The following is an 18,187-nucleotide window of genomic DNA, read 5'->3' on the forward strand; positions in this document are numbered from 1 at the left end:
CCCCCCCCCCATCACCCCTTCAGAACCCCTGCGCAACGGAACCAGAGCAAATGGCATTCAGCTTCCAGGTCAAGACCACGTGCGGCAAGGCCCGCCGCGGCACGCTCACGCTCAATCACGGCACGGTCGAGACGCCGATGTTCATGCCGGTCGGCACCTACGGCGCCGTGAAGTCGATGGCCCCCTTTGAATTGAAGGAGGTGGGCTCGCAGACGATCCTCGGCAACACCTTTCACCTGTGGCTGCGCCCCGGTCTTGAAGTGATCGGCGCGCACGGGGGGCTGCACGGCTTCATGCAGTGGGACCAGCCGATTCTCACCGACTCGGGCGGCTTCCAGGTCTTCAGCCTCGGCGAACTGCGCAAGATCACCGAGGAAGGCGTGAGGTTCCAAAGCCCCATCAACGGTGACCGGCTCTTCCTCTCGCCCGAGATCTCGATGCAGATCCAGAAGACGCTCAATTCCGACATCGTGATGGTGCTCGACGAATGCACGCCCTACAAAATCGGCGACCGTCCGGCGACCGAAGCCGAGGCGGGCGCCTCGATGCGCATGAGCCTCAGGTGGGCGAAGCGCTCCAAGGACGAGTTCGAGCGCCTTGAGAACCCCAACGCGCTCTTCGGCATCGTGCAGGGCGGCATGTTCGAGCACCTGCGCGAGGAGTCGCTCGAGGGCCTGAAGGCGATCGGCTTCCACGGCTACGCCTTGGGCGGCCTTTCGGTGGGCGAGCCGAAGGAGGAGATGATCCGCATCCTCGACGAGATCGCGTGGAAGCTCCCCGAGGACCGGCCGCGCTACCTGATGGGCGTGGGCACTCCGGAGGACCTCGTGGACGGCGTCTCGCGCGGCATCGACATGTTCGACTGCGTGATGCCCACGCGCAATGCGCGCAACGGCTGGCTCTTCACGCGCTTCGGCGACGTGAAGCTGAAGAACAGCCGGTACCGCAGCGACCTGAGGCCCCTCGACCCCACGTGCACCTGCTACACGTGTCGCAACTTCAGCCGCTCCTACCTCCACCACCTTCACAAGGTGGGTGAGATGCTGGGCGCCCGGCTCAACACCATCCACAACCTCCACTACTACCTCACGCTCGCCCGTGAAATGCGCGACGCGCTCGACGCCGGGCGGTTCGAGGAGTGGAAGGCGGAGTTCCACGCGAACCGCGCCCGCGGGATCGAATGAGGGCGGTGAGGCCGCCGCGCGGGGCTTCGAAAGGCCCCGCGCGTTAAGCCTTATTGCCGCGGGAGCTCCGTATAATTTCCCCACTCCCCCACTGGGGGCCTGAATTCGCTCCAAAACTTCGGCGCGCGTTCAGGGTTTCACATTCATTTGGAGTGCACATGCTTTTCATCAGCGATGCCGTGGCAGCCGGCGAAGCGGCCGCCGCCGGCGGTATGGAGGGGTTCCTCGTTCAGGTGGTTCCGCTCATCGTCATTTTTGCGGTCTTCTGGTTCTTCCTCATCCGTCCGCAGCAGAAGCGCCAAAAGGAGCACGCCAAGATGTGTGAGGCGCTCGCGAAGGGCGACGAAGTGATGACCATGGGCGGCATCTCCGGCCGCATCGACTCGGTGGACGACCAGTCGATCAGCCTGCAGGTTGCGTCCGTTGACGGCAAGCCCGTCGTCATCCGCATGCAGCGTCAGGCCGTTCAGATGGTGCTCCCGAAGGGCACGGTCAAGTTCTGATCGACGCGCGCGCAGTTCAGCAGCAGGCCCGGCATCCGATCGACGCCGGGCCTCTCCTTTGTGGAGGATCGGCGGCGCGCCCTCAGGGCTCATGCGTCCCCCAGACGGGCGAAGGGCTTCGAAAGGGCGGGACCTCCCATGAGCGAGGCCTCTTTCGAAGCCCGCTTGCGCTCCGGCAAGGCGGACTCAAGAGCGGCGGGTGCCGGGACGCCCGGACGCTCCGGAGCCAAAAAGTTTCTTCAACCCATCCCGACGTGGAGAAGAGCGAAAACCATGAATCGCTATCCTCTCTGGAAATACATATTGATCGGCGTCGTGCTCTTGATCGGGCTCGTCTATACGCTGCCGAACTTCTACGGCGAGTCGCCTGCGGTGCAGGTGACCTCGGGCAAGGCCACGGTGAAGGTGACCGAGCAAACGCTCTCGCAGGTCGAGAACGCGCTCGCTCAGGCGAACCTCAAGCCCAACGGCGTCTTCTACGAACAGGGCGCGCAGCAGAACACGATCCGCGTGCGCTTTGATCCGACCCAGACCGAAGAGCAGCTGCGCGCCCGCGAGGCGATCGAACGCGCCCTCAACGCCGATCCGAAGGATCCGACGCACATCGTGGCGCTCAACCTCGTGCCGAACACCCCGCGCTGGCTCCTCTCGATCAACGCGCTGCCGATGTACCTCGGCCTCGACCTCCGCGGCGGCGTGCACTTCCTGCTGCAGGTGGACATGCGCGCGGCGATCACGAAGCGCGCCGAGGCGATCGCGGCCGACCTGCGCACGCAGCTGCGCGACAAGCGCATCCGCCACACCGGCATCAGCCGCGTCGGCAACGACGTCGAGGTGCGCTTCGCAACGGCCGAGGAGCGCGACCGCGCGAACGACCTGCTGCGCAACACGCAGCCCGACCTCGTGCTTGATCTGCCCGAAGCCTCAAAGGCGCCGTACCTGATCCGCGCGACGCTCTCGCAGAAGGCGATCCAGAACGTCCAGAACTACGCGTTGAAGCAGAACATCTCGACCCTGCACAACCGCATCAACGAGCTCGGCGTCGCCGAGCCCGTGATCGCCCAACAGGGCGCGGACCGCATCGTCGTGCAGCTCCCGGGCGTGCAGGACACCGCCAAGGCGAAGGACATTCTCGGCCGCACGGCCACGCTCGAAGTGCGCCTCGTGGACGATTCGCCCGAAGCGCTCGCGCAGCTCGCCCAGGGCAGCGTCCCCTTCGGCGACGAGAAGTTCAACGACCGCGACGGCCGTCCGATCCTCGTCAAGCGCCGCGTGATCCTCACGGGCGAAAACCTCAACGACGCCCAGCCGGGGTTCGACAGCCAGACGCAGGAGCCGACCGTCAACCTCGAGCTCGACAACCGCGGCGCGCGCATCTTCCAGGAGGTGACCCGCGAAAACGTCGGCCGCCGCATGGCGATCCTGCTCTTTGAAAAGGGCAAGGGCGAAGTCGTCACGGCCCCGGTGATCCGTCAGGAAATCGGCGGCGGGCGCGTGCAGATCTCCGGTCAGATGACCACGATCGAGGCGACCGACACGGCCCTCGTGCTGCGCGCGGGCTCGCTCGCCGCGCCGATGGAGATCGTCGAGGAGCGTCTGATCGGCCCGAGCCTCGGTGAGGCGAACATTGAGGCGGGCTTCCGCTCGACCCTCTACGGCTTCATCATCATCGCCGTCTTCATGGCGCTCTACTACCAGGTCTTCGGCGTCGTCTCGGCGATCTCGCTCATCTGCAACGTGATGATGCTGATCGCCATCCTCTCGATGCTCCAGGCGACCCTGACGCTGCCGGGCATCGCGGCCATCGCGCTCACGCTCGGCATGGCGGTGGACTCGAACGTGCTCATCAACGAGCGCGTGCGCGAGGAGCTGCGCATCGGCAGACTGCCGCAGACCGCCATCAGCGAGGGCTATGAACGCGCCTTCGCGACGATTCTCGACTCGAACATCACGTCGCTCATCGCCGGCCTCGCGCTCCTCATCTTCGGCTCCGGTCCGGTGCGCGGCTTCGCCGTCGTGCACTGCCTCGGCATCGGCACCTCCATCTTCACCTCCGTGATCGTCTCGCGCGCCATGATCAACCTGATCTACGGCCGCCAGAAGAAGCTCACCGCGGTCCACATCGGCCAGATCTGGCGTCCGGACCCCAAGAAGGCTCAGGCGAAGTAATCCGAGGGAGGCAAAAGAAAAATGGAATTCTTCCGCATCCACCGCACCATCCCGTTCATGCGCTACCGCCATGTGCTGAACGCCATCTCGCTCGTGAGCTTCCTCGTCGCCGTGTACTGGCTCTTCACCCACGGCCTCGCACTCTCGATCGAATTCACGGGCGGCACGCAGCTCGAGGTGAACTACCCCCAGCCCGCGCAGACCGAACAGATCCGACAAGACCTCGCCGAAGTCTCCAACGAAGTGCTCGTGCAGACCTTCGGCACCGCTCGCGACGTCGTGATCCGCGTCCCGACCAAGGAGGGGCAGACCTCCGGTCAGGTCGCCGCCGAGGTGATGAAGGTCCTGCAGGCGAAGGAGCCGGGCGTCGTCCTCAAGAGCACGGAGTTCGTCGGCCCCCAGGTGGGCGACGAGCTCGCACGTGACGGCGGCACGGCGCTCGCCCTCGTGGTGATCGGCATCATGATCTACCTCGCCTTCCGCTTCGAGTGGAAGTTCTCGGTGGCCGCGATCATCGCGAACCTCCACGACATCGTGATCGTGGTGGGCATCTTCTCGGTGATGCACTGGGAGTTCACGCTCCCGGTTCTCGCCGCCGTGCTCGCGGTCCTCGGCTACTCCGTGAACGAGTCGGTGATCATTTTCGACCGCGTGCGCGAGCACTTCCGCACGATGCGCCGCGCCGACTCGATGGAGGTCATCAACTCGGCCATCACGGCGACGATCTCCCGAACGGTGATCACGCACACGTCCACGCTCTGCATGACGCTCTCGATGTTCTTCTTCGGCGGTCCGGCGCTGCACTACTTTGCGCTCGCGCTCACGATCGGCATCCTGCTCGGCGTCTACTCGTCCGTCTTCGTTGCCGCGGCGATCGCGCTCTACCTCGGCGTGAAGCGCGAGGACCTCGTGAAGCCCAAGAAGAAGGAGGATCTTGAGGAAATGGTGCCCTAAGCGCACACCCCAAGAGCTCAACGCATATCCTTACAGCCCCGAGGCGCCTTGACCGGACCGCGGGGCTTTTCCTTTGGCTGAATCCCACCTCAAGAGAATGTTCGCCATGATGTCGAGACCTGCCCGCAGACTTCTTCAAAGCGCCGTCTTTTATGCGGCCGCGCTGCTCTTTCTTTTCGTCGTGAGAGGGGTCTTCTGCGGCGTCTACAAACCCGCCGACGTCTCGTGGAACGACTGCCTGCCGGCGCTCTGGATGGGGCTGCGCGTAGACGCCAAGTGGACGGGCATCCTCCTTGCTCCCGCCTGGGCCTTTGTGCTTCTCGGTCTTTGGAAGCCCGTCTTTTGGGGCGCCGCCAAGGTGTTGGGCGCTGTCGGTGCGGCGGTCATGCTCATCGTCGCCGTCGTGAACTTCGGCTACTACGCCTTCTACGGCACGCCGATCAGCCCGATCATCTTCGGGTTCCTGTAGGACGACACGAAGGCGATCATCGCGACCATCTGGAAGGACTGGCCGGTCGTGCGCTACCTCGTCGTCTTCGCGGCCGCCGTCTGCTTTGCGCCCGCCTGCGCCTGGGGCGCGGGCCGTCTCTTTGCCGGGTGCGGCGCTTCCGGCACCGTCCTCGGCCTTAGGGGGGTGATCACGCTCTCCGTCGCGGCGCTCGTCATGACCGTCGCTCTGGTCGGGCTCATCCGAGGGAGCTTCGGCAAGTTTCCTCTGCGCCAACAGGACTACGCCGTCTCCACGCACGCCTTCGTGAACGCCGCCGTTCCGGGCGGTGCGGCCTCGCTCTACGAAGCCTGGAAGGGACAGAAGGCGCTCGAATTCAAGGGAGGCGCAGACGCGGCGCTCACCGACATGGGCTTCAGGACGAAGCAGGAGGCCGAAGGCGTTCTTTCGGCGCTCCGCCGCCCTGAAGCGCCGTTCCCTGTTCCGGCCGAAAAGCCCCACGTGGTTTTCGCGGTCATGGAGTCGATGGGACGCGACATCTTCGAGTCCCACCATCTCCCGGAAAACGACACCCTGGGAGCGCTCGCGCCGGAGCTGGAGCACGCCGTGGTCTTCCGGAACGCGGTCAGCGTTGAGAACGGCACCTTCCCCTCGCTCGAAGGGCTTCTTTTCGACACGCCGCTCTCGCCCCTGACCCAAAGCCGCTACGGCCGCCAGCCCTTCCCCTTCAGCAAGGTGCTCGACTTCAAGCAGGCCGGCTACAAAGTGGTCTATCTCACGGCGGGCACGGAAACCTGGCGTCAAGTCGACGTCAACTTTCCTCTCCAGGGGTTCGACGAAGTGATCGGCGCCGTTCAGCTTGCGAAGGACTTCCCCGAGGCGGAGGTCGGGACCTGGGGGATCGGCGACAGGTGGATGTTCAAAAAGGCCGGGGAGCTCCTCGCGGAGGCCGACAAGAAGGGCGAGAAGCTCTTCCTTCTGATCCTTTCCGCGACGAACCACCCGCCGCACCGCGTGCCCGACGGGGACAAGACGGCGCCCGTGGACGTCAAGGCGCTGCCCGCCTTCGTGGACAAGTCGGACCCGGTGCTCATCCGCAGCATGATGGAGACGTACCAGTATTCGAGCAATGCGCTCGGGAACTTCGTGCACGACGTCCGTGCGGGCGCATTGGGCGGAAGAACCATCATTGCGGCGACGGGCGACCACAATTCGCGCCTCAACTACACGTCGCCCGAGTACCTGCAGCACATGCGCGGCGTGCCGCTCCTCTTCTGGCTGCCTGACGCCTGGAGCGCGGTGAAGGCGACCGCCGACACGACTCGATGGGCCGGGCACCGCGACATGTTCCCGACGCTCAAGGGACTGGCGCTCGGGCTTGCGCCCGCGCTTCATGAAGGCCGCAACCTCTTCGCCAAGGACGACTTCGATCTCGTGCTCTCCTTCTCCTCCCTCAGCAGCCGCGGATTTGCGATCGGCTCCTGGGGCGCGGTCGAGCTGAACGCCGGCGGCGCCTTCTCCTGCTTGCGCTGGAAGAACGACCGGCTCGTGGGTGAGGCGGTCTGCAGTGAGGAGACCGCACGCATGGGCGACGCGGCGAGGGCCGAACGGGCGCTTGCCGACTACACAGTGCGGTTGGGTGTTCTGTATCCCTAAGCGAACTGGCTACAAGTGAAAAATTAGGACTCTATTGAGATTTGGTTCATGGAGGGACGGCTCGAGGCCGGACGCCACTACACCGAAATCTGCGACGACTTCGAGGATCTCGAAGAGAAGATCCGGTGGTATGCGGCGCACGCCGGAGGCGTGTGCGGAAATCCGCCGCAACGCCCATGTCTGGGTGGACCAGTTCCGGAATTCGGAGCGCGAGCTCCTCATCGGCCTTTTAACGGCGAGGAAGTATTTTGAATTCCTCCGCACCGGCGGCTGACGCATACAGAGGCGGCGCTGCCGCCGCCGGCCGTCAACCTTCGCCGTAGAGCGCCGCAAAGATCCGCTTCAGCACGGCGTCAATCCGCGGAGTGATCGCCGCCACGCTCTCGTCGGGGGGAAGCGCACGGAGCTCCGCCCAGGAGAACTTCTCCTCGCCGATCGCCTTCTGCGCGGCCTCCTTCCAGAATTCGGGCGACTCGCTCTCCTCCCAGTCTCCGCGCCCGCGCCCGAAGTGCGCGACGGCGAGGTAGAGGAGCACGGCCTCCAGAAGAAACCCCGTGACGGCGTCGTCGCTCCAGGAGAGCTCGGCGCCCGCCTTCCTGCGGGTGATGTTGTAGGCGTGCGCGGCGCCGATGCCGCCCACGGCGCCGATCAAACCCCCGATCAGCGTGCCGACGCCGAGCGAGAGCCCGGCGGTGGAGAGGTCCACGGCCAGTCCGGCAGCGGCGCCGGAAGCCGCGCCGATGCCGGTGCCGATCGCCGCCGCGCTCTGCGGGTCGATCGAGTAGACGGCGAGGTTCCAGTCGGTCTTCATGCGGCGGAAGATTTCTTTGGAAACGCCCGCGCCCTTGAGGCCGTTGATGCGGATGAGGCGGCCGGTGAGCGAGCAGAAGCCGTCGGCGGCTTGAGCGGCGAGCGCCGCCTGCGCGTCGGCGAGCGCGTCGTGTTCGTTCTTGAAGAAGCCGAAGCGCCGCCCCATGTGGATCGCCCGGTCTTTGAGGGACGGAGCGGGCAGCTCAACGTGGCCCGCGAGGGCGTGCCGGAGGTGGCGCGCCATGGCGTCCACGGACCCGGCGTAGGCCGCCTGGCGGCTGCGGCGCCAGACGGACTGAAGCGTGCGGTAGGCGGCCTTCTTGTCGTCGGGGAGCGCCTCGCCGATGGCGTTGAAGAGCCGCTCCTCCTGAATCCAGCAGCGCGCGAAGGCGTCCATCGGCAGGACGCTCTTCACGAAACCGTAGGGCGCGAGCGAACGCCGCCAGGCGTCCACCGCGGCCGCCTCCTTCTCGGGCTCCTGAGGACGCCCCATCTGGTTGAGGAGCACCACGACGGGCTTGCCGATCCAGGAGAGGATCTTCATCTCCGCGCCGATGTAGGGCGTCTTCTCGGGGAGCTCCGCGATGTTGACGAGATAGAGCACGACGCTCGAGACGTCGCGGATGTGGGCGACGGCGCGCTGATCGAGCCAGAAGGCCTTGTTGGTGAAGCGGTCCCAGACTTCGGAGAGCAGCCACCCGACGGGGTTGGAGCGCCCTTCGAGACGCCGGGCGAGCGCGACGGAGTTGCCGAACCCCGGCGTGTCCCAGAGCACGAGTTCGGAGCCGTCCGGGCCCCGGGCGAGCACGTAGTCGTCCGTCGTCTCCGTCACGTGCGCGCGGTCGGCGACTTCGCCCACGTCGCGCATGAGAAGCGTGCGCGCGAGCGTCGTCTTGCCGATGTTCGTGTGGCTCACGAGACTCAGATGAATGCGCAGGGGATCCGGAGAAGAAAGCATGGACGCGGGAGGGAAAGAAATGCGTGTCGAGGACGAACCTCAATTATCGCCCGCTCTCCTCGCCGGCATCCGCAGACATTCCCGCGACGGTCACGGGGACGCCGCGGCCCGCGGCGAAGTGCTCCCAGAGCGCGCCGGGCGGCGAGGCGCTCCTGCGTGCCGGAGAAGCGCCGCCTAAGCGCACCGAAGTCGAGGAAGAGCCGGAGGCTGCGGGTCTTCGCCCGCAGCGCGTCGATGAGGGCGCCGTGCACCTCGTCCTCAGGCGTCTGCGCCGGATCGAGCGCAAGGACGACGGAGTCCGAGGGACCGATTTTGATCGCGGCAAGGTCGGGGAAGTCGGGTGCGCTCCAGACGTCCACCACGCGTCGCTCGACGAGGGCGCCGTCCTCTGCGGCGGGGCCTTCGGCGTCCGTCGAGCCGAGGATCACGAGCGTGCGGCTGCTCGAGAGGGGAGCGGCCTCCCGCTCAAGGCGGGCGAGCCGGCCGGCGTCGAAGGAGAGGCGCAGCGTGCGGGCGGCGCGCCCGGCCTTGAAGAGTGCAGCCCAGACGAGGAGCGCACGCGGAATCATCACGATCAGAACGATGAGCCAGATCATCCGGGCGAGCCAGGGCGCACCCGGAGCGGCCGCACCCGTAGTGAGGTTCATCGCGGCGAGCTCCTGCGCGCCGGGGAGCGCCTCCAGACCGGGGAGCGCCGCCGGGATCCAGCCGTAGAGCACGTGGAGGATGTCCGCGACGACGTCGGGCCGTCCGGCGAACCAGGTGCTCTCCCAACCGGCCGTGTAGGCCGTGCCGACGCCGCGCACGAGAAGGCTCACGGCCACGCCGACGCCGAAGGCGAGCGCGGCCAAATGGAGCGTCGCGCGCACGCGCCAGGCGAGCGCGGGGATGAGAAGCGGCAGCCACGCCTTCGTAAAGGCGCTCTTTGCGGAATTGGCGGAGAGCCGCAGAGAGGCGGCCGAGGAGAGCGTGCGGGCTGCGGCGTGCGACAGCCCAGACCCCAGTGCGTCCGGGCGGCAGAGCGCCCAGAGGGCGAGCAGCACCACCACGACGTTCCAGAGAAGAAGCCCGAGGAACGGAGGTGAGAGGAGGTTCAGTACGGCGCCCGAGCTCGAGAGCTGATCGATGACGGCGCCCGTGAAGAAGCCGAGGAAGACCACGACCGCGGCGAGCCCCTTGAGGAGCGGTTCGGGGACGGCGGGCGCGCTGAAGGCCGCGCGCTTGCGCGCGGCGGCGGAACCCTCCGCCATGCGCGAGAGCACGAGCCGCGCGCGCGTCGTGAGAAACGCCTCGGGTGCAGCCTTGTCGCCCGCCACGGCGAGCGCATCGCGGGAGGCGTCCGCCGCGTCCGCCGCGCTCCAGCCTTCGGGCGGATCGGCCTCGAGGGCTTCGGCCTTGAGGAGCGCCTCGGCCTCGGCGGGAGCAAGGGAGAGGAGCGTTGGGGAGGCGGCGTCGGGAGAGGTCATGTCGGCTGCGGGTGGTGAAGAAGTCACTTCGATTCTATCGACGGGGCGCGGGCGGGAGGCATCGTCGGGTCTCGGGCACCGAGTACGGGGGGCGCCCATTGGTAGCGGCCGGAGGTGAACACCTCCCGCTCATCCTCGCCCCGCCAGTGGATGCCGGCGAGCGAGAGAAGGAGTGGACTCAGCCGGTCGGTCCGGAAGGGCTTCTCCTCCAAAGCCTTGAAGACGCCGCTCGCGGCGGACCACATCAGCATCGGCACGCGGTAGCCCGCCGGCGTCGCCGTCGAGTGGCCCGCGCGGTTGATCGTCTCACCCGTCTCCTGACCATGGTCGGAGAGGTAGAGCCACTCGGTTTCGACGCCGGAGTCGTCCGCACGGCGCCGCGTGAGATCGAGGAGCTTCGCGACCACCTCGTCCTGGTAGCGCATCGCCGCGTCGTACTGATTCCGCGAGATCACGACCCAGGGGGAGCGCCCGAGCGCCCAAAGATGGGCCTTCACCGGATCGTCACCCCAGTCGGGGGCGAGGCGCTTGGGATACCTCAGCGAATAGTGCGGATGGGCGCCGATCAAGTGGACCACGATCAGCTTCCTCGGCGCCGGATTGGAGAGCGCGCGCTCGAAATGGGGTAGGAGAGCGCCGTCGAGCGACACGCTCGTGCGCCCGGTCATGCGGTTGAGGAACGTGGAGTCTGCCGCCCAGCCCGCGTAGCGGGAGTTGATCGCACGGTCGTCCTGATTGGAGAGCCATTCGATCCGCCAACCGGCCGCGGCGAAGAAGGCGAGCACGTTGCCGCCCTCCATGCCGTCCGCCGGGTCGTTGCGCCTGCGTGCGGCGATGCCCGGGGCGGATACGGGGAATGTGAGCATGGAGTTGAAGGCCCCGACCGTCGCGGCGTCGACGGACCAAGCACGCCGCACGACGGCAAGGCCCGGATCGGTCCGCGCCGCCTCTTCGAGCCGCGGGGTCGTCGCCCGCGCGTAGCCGTAGAGACTCCAGTTGTCCCGGCAGGTGCTCTCGCCCAAAACAAGCACGATCGTCTGCGGTTCGTGCGAGACGTCCGCAAGCAGCGCCTGCGCCGTCGCGAGCTCGCGGCGCTTCGCTGCTTCGGCGCTCCGCCAGTCGGCCTGAAGCTCGGCCGTCTCCCGCACCCAGTGCGGCCAGAACCAGAAGGGAAGGTGGCCGCGCCAGGTGGGTTTGGCGAGCGCCAGAAGGAGGGCGGCGAAGAGAACGAGCAGCAGGGCGCGCCACGACCAACGGAGGGCAGGGCGCATCGGCGCCGCAGGCGCCGTCCTCATGACGAGGAGCGCCTCCAGCGCGAACGCGGCGGCCGAGACGCCCGCCCAGAGGAGGAGCGCCGGCCATTGGGCGGCGAAGAAGCCGAGGGCTTCTTCGGCGGACGTGTTCGCCGCCGCTTCGAGCACGAAGGTCGACATCGGCTCGGCGACGTAGACCCACTTCAAAAAGTCCCGCACGCCCGCGTCGAGCGTGAGGACGAGAAATCCCAACAGCGCGAAGGCGCGCAGGCTCCAACGGAGGAGGCCGGAGGCGCCCGGGGCGGCGAGGGCCGCCGCAGCGAAGGGGAGCGCAAGGACGCTGATCTGCAGAGCGCGCTTCACGTCGCCCGAAAGAAGGTAGAGCCCGGCGGGGAGGACGATGAGGGCGAGGCCCGCGAGCGCGGTGCGCCCCGAAGGCGAAAGGAGGCCGGCGGCCGGCGTCATCCGCGGGGGACTCCAGCGAGGAACTGCGCGAGAAGCGCCCGGGCGGCGGCCTCCGGATCGGGCCGCCCGCAGACGGCGGAGATGACCGCGGCGCCGTCTACGCCCGTCCGGGCGACGTCGGCGGCGTTCTCGAGATGAATGCCGCCGATCGCGACGCAGGGCTTCCCCCACGCATGTGCGGCCTCGACCACCTGCCTGAGGCCCCCGAGCCCGATGGCGTCGCCCGCGTCCTTCTTCGTCTGAGTCGAGTAGACCGCGCCCACGCCGTAGTAGTCGACCAACGCCGCAGGGGCGCTCCCGAGCTCCTCCAGGCTCCCCGCGGAAAGCCCGAGGATCCGCTGCGCGCCGATCAGCCGCCGGGCGTCCTCGACTGGGAGGTCGTCCTGGCCGACGTGAAGTCCGTCGGCGCCCGCCGCGAGCATGACGTCCGCGTGGTCGTCGATGATAAGGGGCGTGGGCGGAAGCGCCGGGGCCTCGGCGAGCGCCTTTTTGAGCGCCCGCGCGGCCTCGACGAAGCAACGCTTCTTCCAGGCCGGGGCGCGCAGCTGCAGGATGGACGCACCGCCGCGGACGGCGGCGAGCGCCGTCGGGATGAGGCCGCCCGAGCGTTCCGAGAGGTCCGGGTCGAGCACGACGTAGAGCGTGAGGGAGGGAAGCCGCATCAGAGCGCCTCTCTGAGGAAGTCGGCGGGCTGGATCGCGTAGAGCGCATCGAGGTATTCGTTGTGGAAGCTCCCCGGGCCCTTGGCGGTGCGGGCGGCGAGGGAGGCCGCGCGCTTGGCGAGCGCACAGGCCGCGACGGCGGCGAGCGTGCGGTCGGATTCAACCGCCGCGAAGGCGGCGACCAGAGCCGAGAGCGAGCACCCGGTACCCACTACGAGCGTCGTCATGACGCTGCCGCCCGAGACGGAGAGTACCCGGCTGCCGTCGGTGGCGTAGTCGGTTTCGCCCGTGACGCAGACGACCGAGCCCGTTCGGTGGGCGAGTTCGCGGGCGGAGTCGACGGCCGCGGCGCTCGAATCCGTGCTGTCCACACCCTTGCCGCCCTTGCCGGCGCCGGCGAGCGCGAGGATTTCGCTTGCGTTCCCGCGGATCACCGCGGGCTTGAGCGCGAGGAGCCTGCGGATCTCGCCGTCGCGCCAGGGCATCACGCCCGCGGCGACGGGGTCGAGTACCCAGGGGCGGCCGGCTTCGTTCGCAGCTTTGGCGCAGGCCTGCATCACGGCGAGGCACTCCGGCACGGGGGTGCCCACGTTGACGAGAACGCCGCCCGCGATGCGCGCAAACCCGGGCGCTTCGTCCATCGCCACGACCATCGCGGGCGAGGCACCCGCGGCGAGGAGCACGTTGGCGGTTATCTCCTGCACGACTTCATTCGTGAGGCAGTGCACCAGGGGGCGCGCGGCGCGCATTTTTTCAAGCGTGCGGGCGAGCGCTTCAGGAGTGACGGGCGTGATCTGCATGGTCGTGGACGGGTCCTTGTGGGCGGGCGGCGGAGCCGCCCGGTTTTTGGGAAAAAGCGTCCTACAGTAGCACAGCGCCCGAACCCCGCGGCAGCGCCCGGAAACACCCGGAAAAGCACGCTCGGGGCGCGCTCCGGCGGAGGCCCCGGCGCCCGCCGCTAGAATGACTCCTCCCTGAAGAATCGCCCGGCCGTCCGGCCTGCGCCGCCGATGGCGGGCGCCTTGCCGCGCACCTCCACCTCCACCTCCACCTCCACGAACCCCCGTCATGCTCATCCACCCCCAGTTCGATCCGATCGCCGTTGCGGTCGGCCCCGTCGGCGTCCATTGGTACGGCCTCATGTACCTTCTGGGCTTCCTCGCCTTCTGGCTCCTCGGGCGCCGGCGCGCGCTCGACGACTGGCGCGGCGTCACGCAGAACGACGTCGAGAACATGCTCTTCTGGGGCGTCTTCGGCGTCGTGCTGGGCGGCAGGCTCGGCTACTGCCTCTTCTATCAGCCCGACTACTACGCCGCGCACCCCGCGGAGATCCTGCAGATGTGGCACGGCGGCATGAGCGCGCACGGCGGGTTGATCGGCGTCCTTATCGTGATGTTCCTCTACGGGCGCATGAAGGGGATCGGCTTCTGGCGCGTGGCGGACTTCGTCGCGCCCCTCGTCCCCCTGGGGCTTTTCTTCGGGCGCCTCGGGAACTTCATCAACGGGGAGCTTTGGGGGCGGCCCGCCTCACCCGATCTTCCCTGGGCGATGATCTTCCCGCAGGCCGGGGACGGCGGCGTGCCGCGCCACCCCTCGCAGCTCTATGAGGCCGGACTTGAAGGACTGACGCTCTTCATCCTGCTCTGGCTCTACTCCAGAAAGCCCAGGCCCGTCGGCAGAACGGCCGCGCTCTTTGCCGTCGGCTACGGCGTTGCGCGCTTCGCGAGCGAATTCTTCCGCGAACCCGATGCGTTCCTCGGGCTCCAGGCCTTCGGGCTTTCGCGCGGCCAGTGGCTCACGCTCCCGCTCTTCATCGTTGGTGCGGCGGTCTGGATCTGGGTCGGACAGCGGGCGAAGAGCCCGGACGCAGGGTAGTTCGGCAAGGGGGAACGGCGGGGTGCGCCCCTGCGGGCGCATTCAGACAAATCGGGCCGGGTCCCTGAGGGATCCCGGCCCGAATGGTCTGCGGCCCGGCCCGAAGGCCGCGCCGCAGGAGCGTCGAGGAGGCGCCTTTAGATCAAAGCGCGCTCACGGCCTTGTAGAGCATGTAGCTCGCGAGCAGCAGGAGCATGCAGGCGAAGATGCGCTTCAGAGGCTTCGTGTCCATGGCGTGGGCGGTCTTGGCGCCCAAGGGCGCGAATAAGACGCTCGTCGCCGCGACGCAGAGGAGCGCGGGAAGATGAATGTAGCCGATCGTGTAGGGCCAGCCCGGGAGCGTGTCGATGCTCCAGCCGCTGATGATGTAGCCGATGGTGCCGGCGAAGGCGATCGGGAAGCCGAACGCGGCGGAGGTGCCCACGGCGTTGTGCATTTTGACGTTGCACCACGTCATGAACGGCACCGAAATGAAGCCGCCGCCCGCACCTACGAGGGCGGAGATGACGCCGATGCCGGTGCCGACGCCGAACATGCCGGCCATGCCGGGCAGATGGCGCGAGGGCGTGGGCTTGGCGCCGAGAAGCATCTTGAGAGCAGAGGCGTAGACGAAGACCGCAAAGATCATCGCCACCCAGAAGGTCGACAGAGCGCCCGAGATCTGCGCGCCCAGCACGGCGCCGACGAGGATGCCCGGCGCCATTGAGAAGACGACGTTCCAGAGCACCGCGCCGCGCTTTGCGTGCGCGCGCACCGAGGAGATCGAGGTGAAGAGGATCGTGCCCATCGAGGTCGCGATCGCGACGTGCACGATGTGCTCGAGCGGGATCCCGGCGTAGGAGAGAAGCAGCGTGAGGAAGGGCGTGAGCACCATGCCGCCGCCGATGCCGAGCAGGCCCGCGAGGAAGCCCGTGCAGCATCCGAGCGCCGCCAGGGCGAGGATGATCTGAATGGTCATGAGGAATAGTCTTTTGGTTGAGGGTGCGTGTGTTTTTGGTTTAGTCGCGCGGGAACTGGATCAGATGGTCGGCGATGAATCGGAACTCCTCCTTCGTCACCGGCGTGATCGAGAGCCGGTTGCCGCGCTGCAGAATCCGCATGCCGGAGAGCTCCGGCCGTGCGCGTAGCTCGGCGATCGGGACAAGAGGAATCTTAATGAGTCCTTCAACGTCCACGACGACCCAACGCGGGGCTTCCCGTGAGCTTTTGGGGTCGTAGTAGCCGCTATTAGCATCGAACTGGCATTCGTCGGGGTGCGGCCCGGAGGCGATCCGCGCGATGCCGGCGACGCCGGGGTGGGGGCAGCTCGAGTGGTAGAAGAGCACGGCGTCGCCCGGGCGCATGGCGTCGCGCATGAAGTTGCGCGCCTGATAGTTCCTAACACCGAACCAGGAGACGGTTCGGCTGGGGGCGTGCATCACGGCGTCGATCGAGCATTCGCCGGGCTCGGTCTTCATGAGCCAGCAGGCGTGCGCCGATTCGAGAAGCTCGTGGAGGTCTTCGCGGGTGCGGACGGCGTGGGGCGTGACGGCTTCGGTCATGTCCGGTTCTCCTTCCAGAAGGACGGGCGGTCCGGAGCGCCCGGGTGCGCCGGAAGCCGCGCGAGAATACGCAGAAAGCAGAAAGGGCAGACCTTTGCGGGGTCTGCCCTCTCGAATGAGGCACCTGCAGTGGGGCGGGGCTACGTATCCTGAACCGGGAGTTCAGGGCGGTCGGCTCCGGAGCGGAACGGGCTGGACACGGCGTGACCGGCACTCCATCGGCTCTCGAGTAGGCCAACCTATTGCACGAGGCATTGGTTCTAGGTACCTTGGAGCCCGGATGCTTGCCACCGCAGGACTGATTCCATTGTACCCGGTCCGCCGCCCTTGTAAAGGGGCGGACAAACACGCTTGTGAAAAGCGCGTCAGAAGAGCGTACCCATCTTGGCGTCGCGGTAGAGCGCCTCCTCGCAGAGTTGGCAGAGCGCCTTGATCTCCGCGAGCATTTCCTCCTTCTCGGCCTCCTGCTCGGCGCTCCGGCGCAGGACCTCCGCCGCGGGCGCGGCGTGAGCAGCCTCGGCGGCGCTGGCGGGCGCGGCGGCGCGCGCCTCGGCCTCGTGGCTGCGCTTCTTCGCGTCGTAGGCGAGCTCGAGCGCCGTGAGGACCGCAATTTGTTCGTTGCCGATCACGCGGCCCGCGGAGCGCACGGCCTGCATCTGCGCGTCCACGTCCCGGGCGCAGGACTTGAGGAGCTCCTCCTCGCCCGACGAGACGGCGAGCCGGTAGGGGCGGTCGAAAATGGTGACGGTGACTTCGGACATGACGGTCCGTCTCCTTCTCAGGCGTTGCCGTTGGTGTCGCGCAGGCTCGAGCACATGGCGTCGATCTTGCGCTTCATTTCATGGAGCTGATCGCGGGCGCGCTTCAATTCACCGTCGCGCACCGCGAGCTGATTGGTGAGTTGGATGCGCGCGTCGCGCTCGCTCTGCAGACGTTGGGCGAGCTGCGTGATGAGCGTGCGCAGCCGTGCGAGTTCCTGATTCATTGTGCGGTCCCATCCTTCTGAGGCACGGACTCGGCCGGCGCAGTCCCGCTCTCCTGAGGCGCGCTCTCCGTCTGGGCGGTCGCAGGCTGTGCGGCGGGCACGAAGACCTTCGGCGGGCGCGGCTCGAAGGAGCGGATCGTGCCGAAAATGAGCTGGTCGGCCTGCTGCTCGTCGGGCATCGGGTCCGACGTCCAGTGGTCCACGCGGCGGTCCTCGTTGAAGTAGACCGTCAGGCGCCGGATCTGCGTGTCGCCGTCGCCGCGCTGCAGGTAGTAGACGTAGTCCCAGCGTCCTTCATGGAACTGGTCCTGCACGAGCGGCACGCCCAGGAGGAACTGCACCTGCGCGTCGGTCATTCCCTTTTCAAGCTGCAGCGCCATCTCGCTCGTAACGAGATTGCCCTGATGGACGTCGGCGCGGTAGGGCTTCAGGACGTAGGGAACCCAGCTGGTCGCGCCGTCCCAGGCGCTCGAGACGGTGTCGGTCACCGTGGTGCAGCCGCTCAGTCCCGCAGCGCCCGTGAGCACGGCGGCGAGGAGAAGGATTTGTCGCTTCAACATAAAACCGAATTAAAATGTGGAATGCAGGCCGGGGACTCTTCATCGGTGAGCCCTGACCCCGTATGATAAAGAACCCAAAGAACTCAGACAGGGTAGCTTTGCCGTGAAGGAAACTCAAAAGCAGCAGTCCGCCGACTTGAAGACCATGGGGCTCAAGGTTACAGTGCCCCGCCTCAAGATCCTCGATTTGTTTCAGAAGCTTTCCGAGTCCCGGGAGGTCGGCAAGCGCCATCTCTCCGCTGAGGAAGTCTACAAGCTTCTCCTGAACGAAAACAGCGACATCGGTCTCGCGACGGTCTACCGCGTGCTCACTCAGTTTGAGAACGCCGGCATCCTCGTGCGCCACCACTTCGACGAAGGGCGCGCCACCTACGAACTGCAGGAGGGCCGCCACCACGACCACATCGTCTGCGTGCGCTGCGGGAAGGTCGAGGAGTTCGTCGATCCGGAGATCGAAAAGGCCCAGCGTCAGGTCGCCACGCGTCTCGGCTACGAGATGACCGACCACTCGCTCGTGCTCTACGGCGTCTGCCAGGAGTGCCGCGAGAAGACGCACCACCACGACGAGGACGCAGAGGTCTGAGGCCTCCCGTCCCGCCCAGACTCCGCCCGCGAATGCGCGCACGGAGCGGCGAAGGAGCCCGGAGCCCCGAATGAGGGAGCTCTCCGCGGCTCCTTTTTTTTCGCGGCTCTCAGCG

18 protein-coding genes are annotated in these 18,187 nt (G+C 67.2%); 8 read left to right on the forward strand and 10 right to left on the reverse strand.

Annotated features, from left to right (window positions below; genetic code table 11):
• Positions 1-50: 50 nt before the first annotated feature.
• From tgt to ACT6Y9_RS00340, 6 genes are all read left to right on the forward strand, one after another.
• Positions 51-1,184, forward strand: a complete 1,134-nt coding sequence (gene tgt, locus ACT6Y9_RS00315; protein ID WP_443743105.1) for a tRNA guanosine(34) transglycosylase Tgt — start codon at positions 51-53, stop codon at positions 1,182-1,184.
• A gap of 158 nt (positions 1,185-1,342) precedes the next feature.
• The gene (gene yajC / locus ACT6Y9_RS00320; protein ID WP_295480085.1) at positions 1,343-1,687 is read left to right on the forward strand and encodes a preprotein translocase subunit YajC; all 345 of its coding nucleotides are present in this window, start codon (positions 1,343-1,345) and stop codon (positions 1,685-1,687) included.
• Between the two features lie 273 nt (positions 1,688-1,960).
• Positions 1,961-3,856, forward strand: coding sequence for a protein translocase subunit SecD (gene secD / locus ACT6Y9_RS00325; protein WP_443743106.1), 1,896 nt, complete (start codon positions 1,961-1,963; stop codon positions 3,854-3,856).
• Between the two features lie 21 nt (positions 3,857-3,877).
• A complete protein-coding gene (gene secF, locus ACT6Y9_RS00330; protein WP_295480081.1) occupies positions 3,878-4,810 on the forward strand; it encodes a protein translocase subunit SecF in 933 nt (310 codons plus the stop codon).
• Between the two features lie 106 nt (positions 4,811-4,916).
• Positions 4,917-5,279 carry a hypothetical protein gene (locus ACT6Y9_RS00335; RefSeq protein ID WP_443743107.1) on the forward strand — a complete coding sequence of 121 codons (363 nt, stop codon included), beginning with the start codon at positions 4,917-4,919 and terminating at the stop codon, positions 5,277-5,279.
• 48 nt (positions 5,280-5,327) lie between these two features.
• Entirely contained in the window at positions 5,328-6,914 is a 1,587-nt protein-coding gene (locus tag ACT6Y9_RS00340) for an LTA synthase family protein (protein ID WP_443743108.1), read from the forward strand.
• Positions 6,915-7,221: 307 nt separating this feature from the next.
• Here the strand turns inward: ACT6Y9_RS00340 and ACT6Y9_RS00345 are convergent, their stop codons facing one another.
• From ACT6Y9_RS00345 to thiM, 5 genes are read right to left on the reverse strand one after another with little or no spacing between them, the layout of a single operon-like run.
• Complete coding sequence (locus ACT6Y9_RS00345) at positions 7,222-8,682, reverse strand: DUF3482 domain-containing protein (protein ID WP_295480077.1); 1,461 nt, start codon at positions 8,680-8,682, stop codon at positions 7,222-7,224.
• Complete coding sequence (locus ACT6Y9_RS00350; protein ID WP_443743109.1) at positions 8,646-10,148, reverse strand: DUF2868 domain-containing protein; 1,503 nt, start codon at positions 10,146-10,148, stop codon at positions 8,646-8,648. Before ACT6Y9_RS00350 ends, ACT6Y9_RS00345 begins: the two co-directional genes overlap by 37 nt.
• 23 nt (positions 10,149-10,171) lie before the next feature.
• Positions 10,172-11,866, reverse strand: coding sequence for a phosphoethanolamine transferase (locus ACT6Y9_RS00355; RefSeq protein ID WP_443743110.1), 1,695 nt, complete (start codon positions 11,864-11,866; stop codon positions 10,172-10,174).
• On the reverse strand, positions 11,863-12,528 hold the full coding sequence (thiE, locus tag ACT6Y9_RS00360) for a thiamine phosphate synthase (RefSeq protein WP_443743111.1): 666 nt from the start codon (positions 12,526-12,528) through the stop codon (positions 11,863-11,865). The genes ACT6Y9_RS00355 and thiE overlap by 4 nt, the downstream gene beginning before the upstream one ends.
• On the reverse strand, positions 12,528-13,328 hold the full coding sequence (gene thiM, locus ACT6Y9_RS00365; protein WP_443743112.1) for a hydroxyethylthiazole kinase: 801 nt from the start codon (positions 13,326-13,328) through the stop codon (positions 12,528-12,530). Before thiM ends, thiE begins: the two co-directional genes overlap by 1 nt.
• 268 nt (positions 13,329-13,596) lie before the next feature.
• On the opposite strand from thiM, the gene lgt reads away from it, so the two are divergent.
• Complete coding sequence (gene lgt, locus ACT6Y9_RS00370) at positions 13,597-14,403, forward strand: prolipoprotein diacylglyceryl transferase (protein WP_443743113.1); 807 nt, start codon at positions 13,597-13,599, stop codon at positions 14,401-14,403.
• Positions 14,404-14,545: 142 nt separating this feature from the next.
• Here the strand turns inward: lgt and ACT6Y9_RS00375 are convergent, their stop codons facing one another.
• The 5 genes from ACT6Y9_RS00375 to ACT6Y9_RS00395 all read right to left on the reverse strand — a co-directional run bounded on the left by ACT6Y9_RS00375 (position 14,546) and on the right by ACT6Y9_RS00395 (position 17,489).
• The gene (locus ACT6Y9_RS00375) at positions 14,546-15,361 is read right to left on the reverse strand and encodes a sulfite exporter TauE/SafE family protein (protein WP_443743114.1); all 816 of its coding nucleotides are present in this window, start codon (positions 15,359-15,361) and stop codon (positions 14,546-14,548) included.
• Positions 15,362-15,401: 40 nt separating this feature from the next.
• On the reverse strand, positions 15,402-15,860 hold the full coding sequence (locus ACT6Y9_RS00380) for an EVE domain-containing protein (RefSeq protein ID WP_443743138.1): 459 nt from the start codon (positions 15,858-15,860) through the stop codon (positions 15,402-15,404).
• Positions 15,861-16,309: 449 nt separating this feature from the next.
• Positions 16,310-16,705 (reverse strand): cell division protein ZapA, encoded by a 396-nt coding sequence (locus ACT6Y9_RS00385; RefSeq protein WP_443743115.1) that lies wholly within the window; start codon positions 16,703-16,705, stop codon positions 16,310-16,312.
• Positions 16,706-16,722: 17 nt separating this feature from the next.
• Entirely contained in the window at positions 16,723-16,929 is a 207-nt protein-coding gene (locus tag ACT6Y9_RS00390) for a hypothetical protein (RefSeq protein ID WP_295480414.1), read from the reverse strand.
• Positions 16,926-17,489: an outer membrane protein assembly factor BamE gene (locus tag ACT6Y9_RS00395; protein WP_443743116.1), complete on the reverse strand. Its 564-nt coding sequence runs from the start codon at positions 17,487-17,489 to the stop codon at positions 16,926-16,928. The genes ACT6Y9_RS00390 and ACT6Y9_RS00395 overlap by 4 nt, the downstream gene beginning before the upstream one ends.
• 103 nt (positions 17,490-17,592) lie before the next feature.
• Here ACT6Y9_RS00395 and fur point away from each other — a divergent pair, with 103 nt between their 5' ends.
• On the forward strand, positions 17,593-18,072 hold the full coding sequence (gene fur / locus ACT6Y9_RS00400) for a ferric iron uptake transcriptional regulator (RefSeq protein ID WP_443743117.1): 480 nt from the start codon (positions 17,593-17,595) through the stop codon (positions 18,070-18,072).
• The last annotated feature ends 115 nt before the right edge of the window (positions 18,073-18,187 follow it).

It is taken from the genome of Sutterella sp., from assembly GCF_052272535.1.
Lineage (GTDB): Bacteria > Pseudomonadota > Gammaproteobacteria > Burkholderiales > Burkholderiaceae_F > Sutterella.

What these genes read in the sequence shown, in the direction of transcription:
- tgt (WP_443743105.1), top strand. Translation starts at nt 51, where the DNA reads ATGGCATTCAGCTTCCAGGTCAAGACCACGTGCGGCAAGGCCCGCCGC.
- yajC (WP_295480085.1), top strand. Translation starts at nt 1,343, where the DNA reads ATGCTTTTCATCAGCGATGCCGTGGCAGCCGGCGAAGCGGCCGCCGCC.
- secD (WP_443743106.1), top strand. Translation starts at nt 1,961, where the DNA reads ATGAATCGCTATCCTCTCTGGAAATACATATTGATCGGCGTCGTGCTC.
- secF (WP_295480081.1), top strand. Translation starts at nt 3,878, where the DNA reads ATGGAATTCTTCCGCATCCACCGCACCATCCCGTTCATGCGCTACCGC.
- ACT6Y9_RS00335 (WP_443743107.1), top strand. Translation starts at nt 4,917, where the DNA reads ATGATGTCGAGACCTGCCCGCAGACTTCTTCAAAGCGCCGTCTTTTAT.
- ACT6Y9_RS00345 (WP_295480077.1), bottom strand. Translation starts at nt 8,682, where the DNA reads ATGCTTTCTTCTCCGGATCCCCTGCGCATTCATCTGAGTCTCGTGAGC.
- ACT6Y9_RS00350 (WP_443743109.1), bottom strand. Translation starts at nt 10,148, where the DNA reads ATGACCTCTCCCGACGCCGCCTCCCCAACGCTCCTCTCCCTTGCTCCC.
- ACT6Y9_RS00355 (WP_443743110.1), bottom strand. Translation starts at nt 11,866, where the DNA reads ATGACGCCGGCCGCCGGCCTCCTTTCGCCTTCGGGGCGCACCGCGCTC.
- thiE (WP_443743111.1), bottom strand. Translation starts at nt 12,528, where the DNA reads ATGCGGCTTCCCTCCCTCACGCTCTACGTCGTGCTCGACCCGGACCTC.
- thiM (WP_443743112.1), bottom strand. Translation starts at nt 13,328, where the DNA reads ATGCAGATCACGCCCGTCACTCCTGAAGCGCTCGCCCGCACGCTTGAA.
- lgt (WP_443743113.1), top strand. Translation starts at nt 13,597, where the DNA reads ATGCTCATCCACCCCCAGTTCGATCCGATCGCCGTTGCGGTCGGCCCC.
- ACT6Y9_RS00375 (WP_443743114.1), bottom strand. Translation starts at nt 15,361, where the DNA reads ATGACCATTCAGATCATCCTCGCCCTGGCGGCGCTCGGATGCTGCACG.
- ACT6Y9_RS00380 (WP_443743138.1), bottom strand. Translation starts at nt 15,860, where the DNA reads ATGAAGACCGAGCCCGGCGAATGCTCGATCGACGCCGTGATGCACGCC.
- ACT6Y9_RS00385 (WP_443743115.1), bottom strand. Translation starts at nt 16,705, where the DNA reads ATGTCCGAAGTCACCGTCACCATTTTCGACCGCCCCTACCGGCTCGCC.
- ACT6Y9_RS00390 (WP_295480414.1), bottom strand. Translation starts at nt 16,929, where the DNA reads ATGAATCAGGAACTCGCACGGCTGCGCACGCTCATCACGCAGCTCGCC.
- ACT6Y9_RS00395 (WP_443743116.1), bottom strand. Translation starts at nt 17,489, where the DNA reads ATGTTGAAGCGACAAATCCTTCTCCTCGCCGCCGTGCTCACGGGCGCT.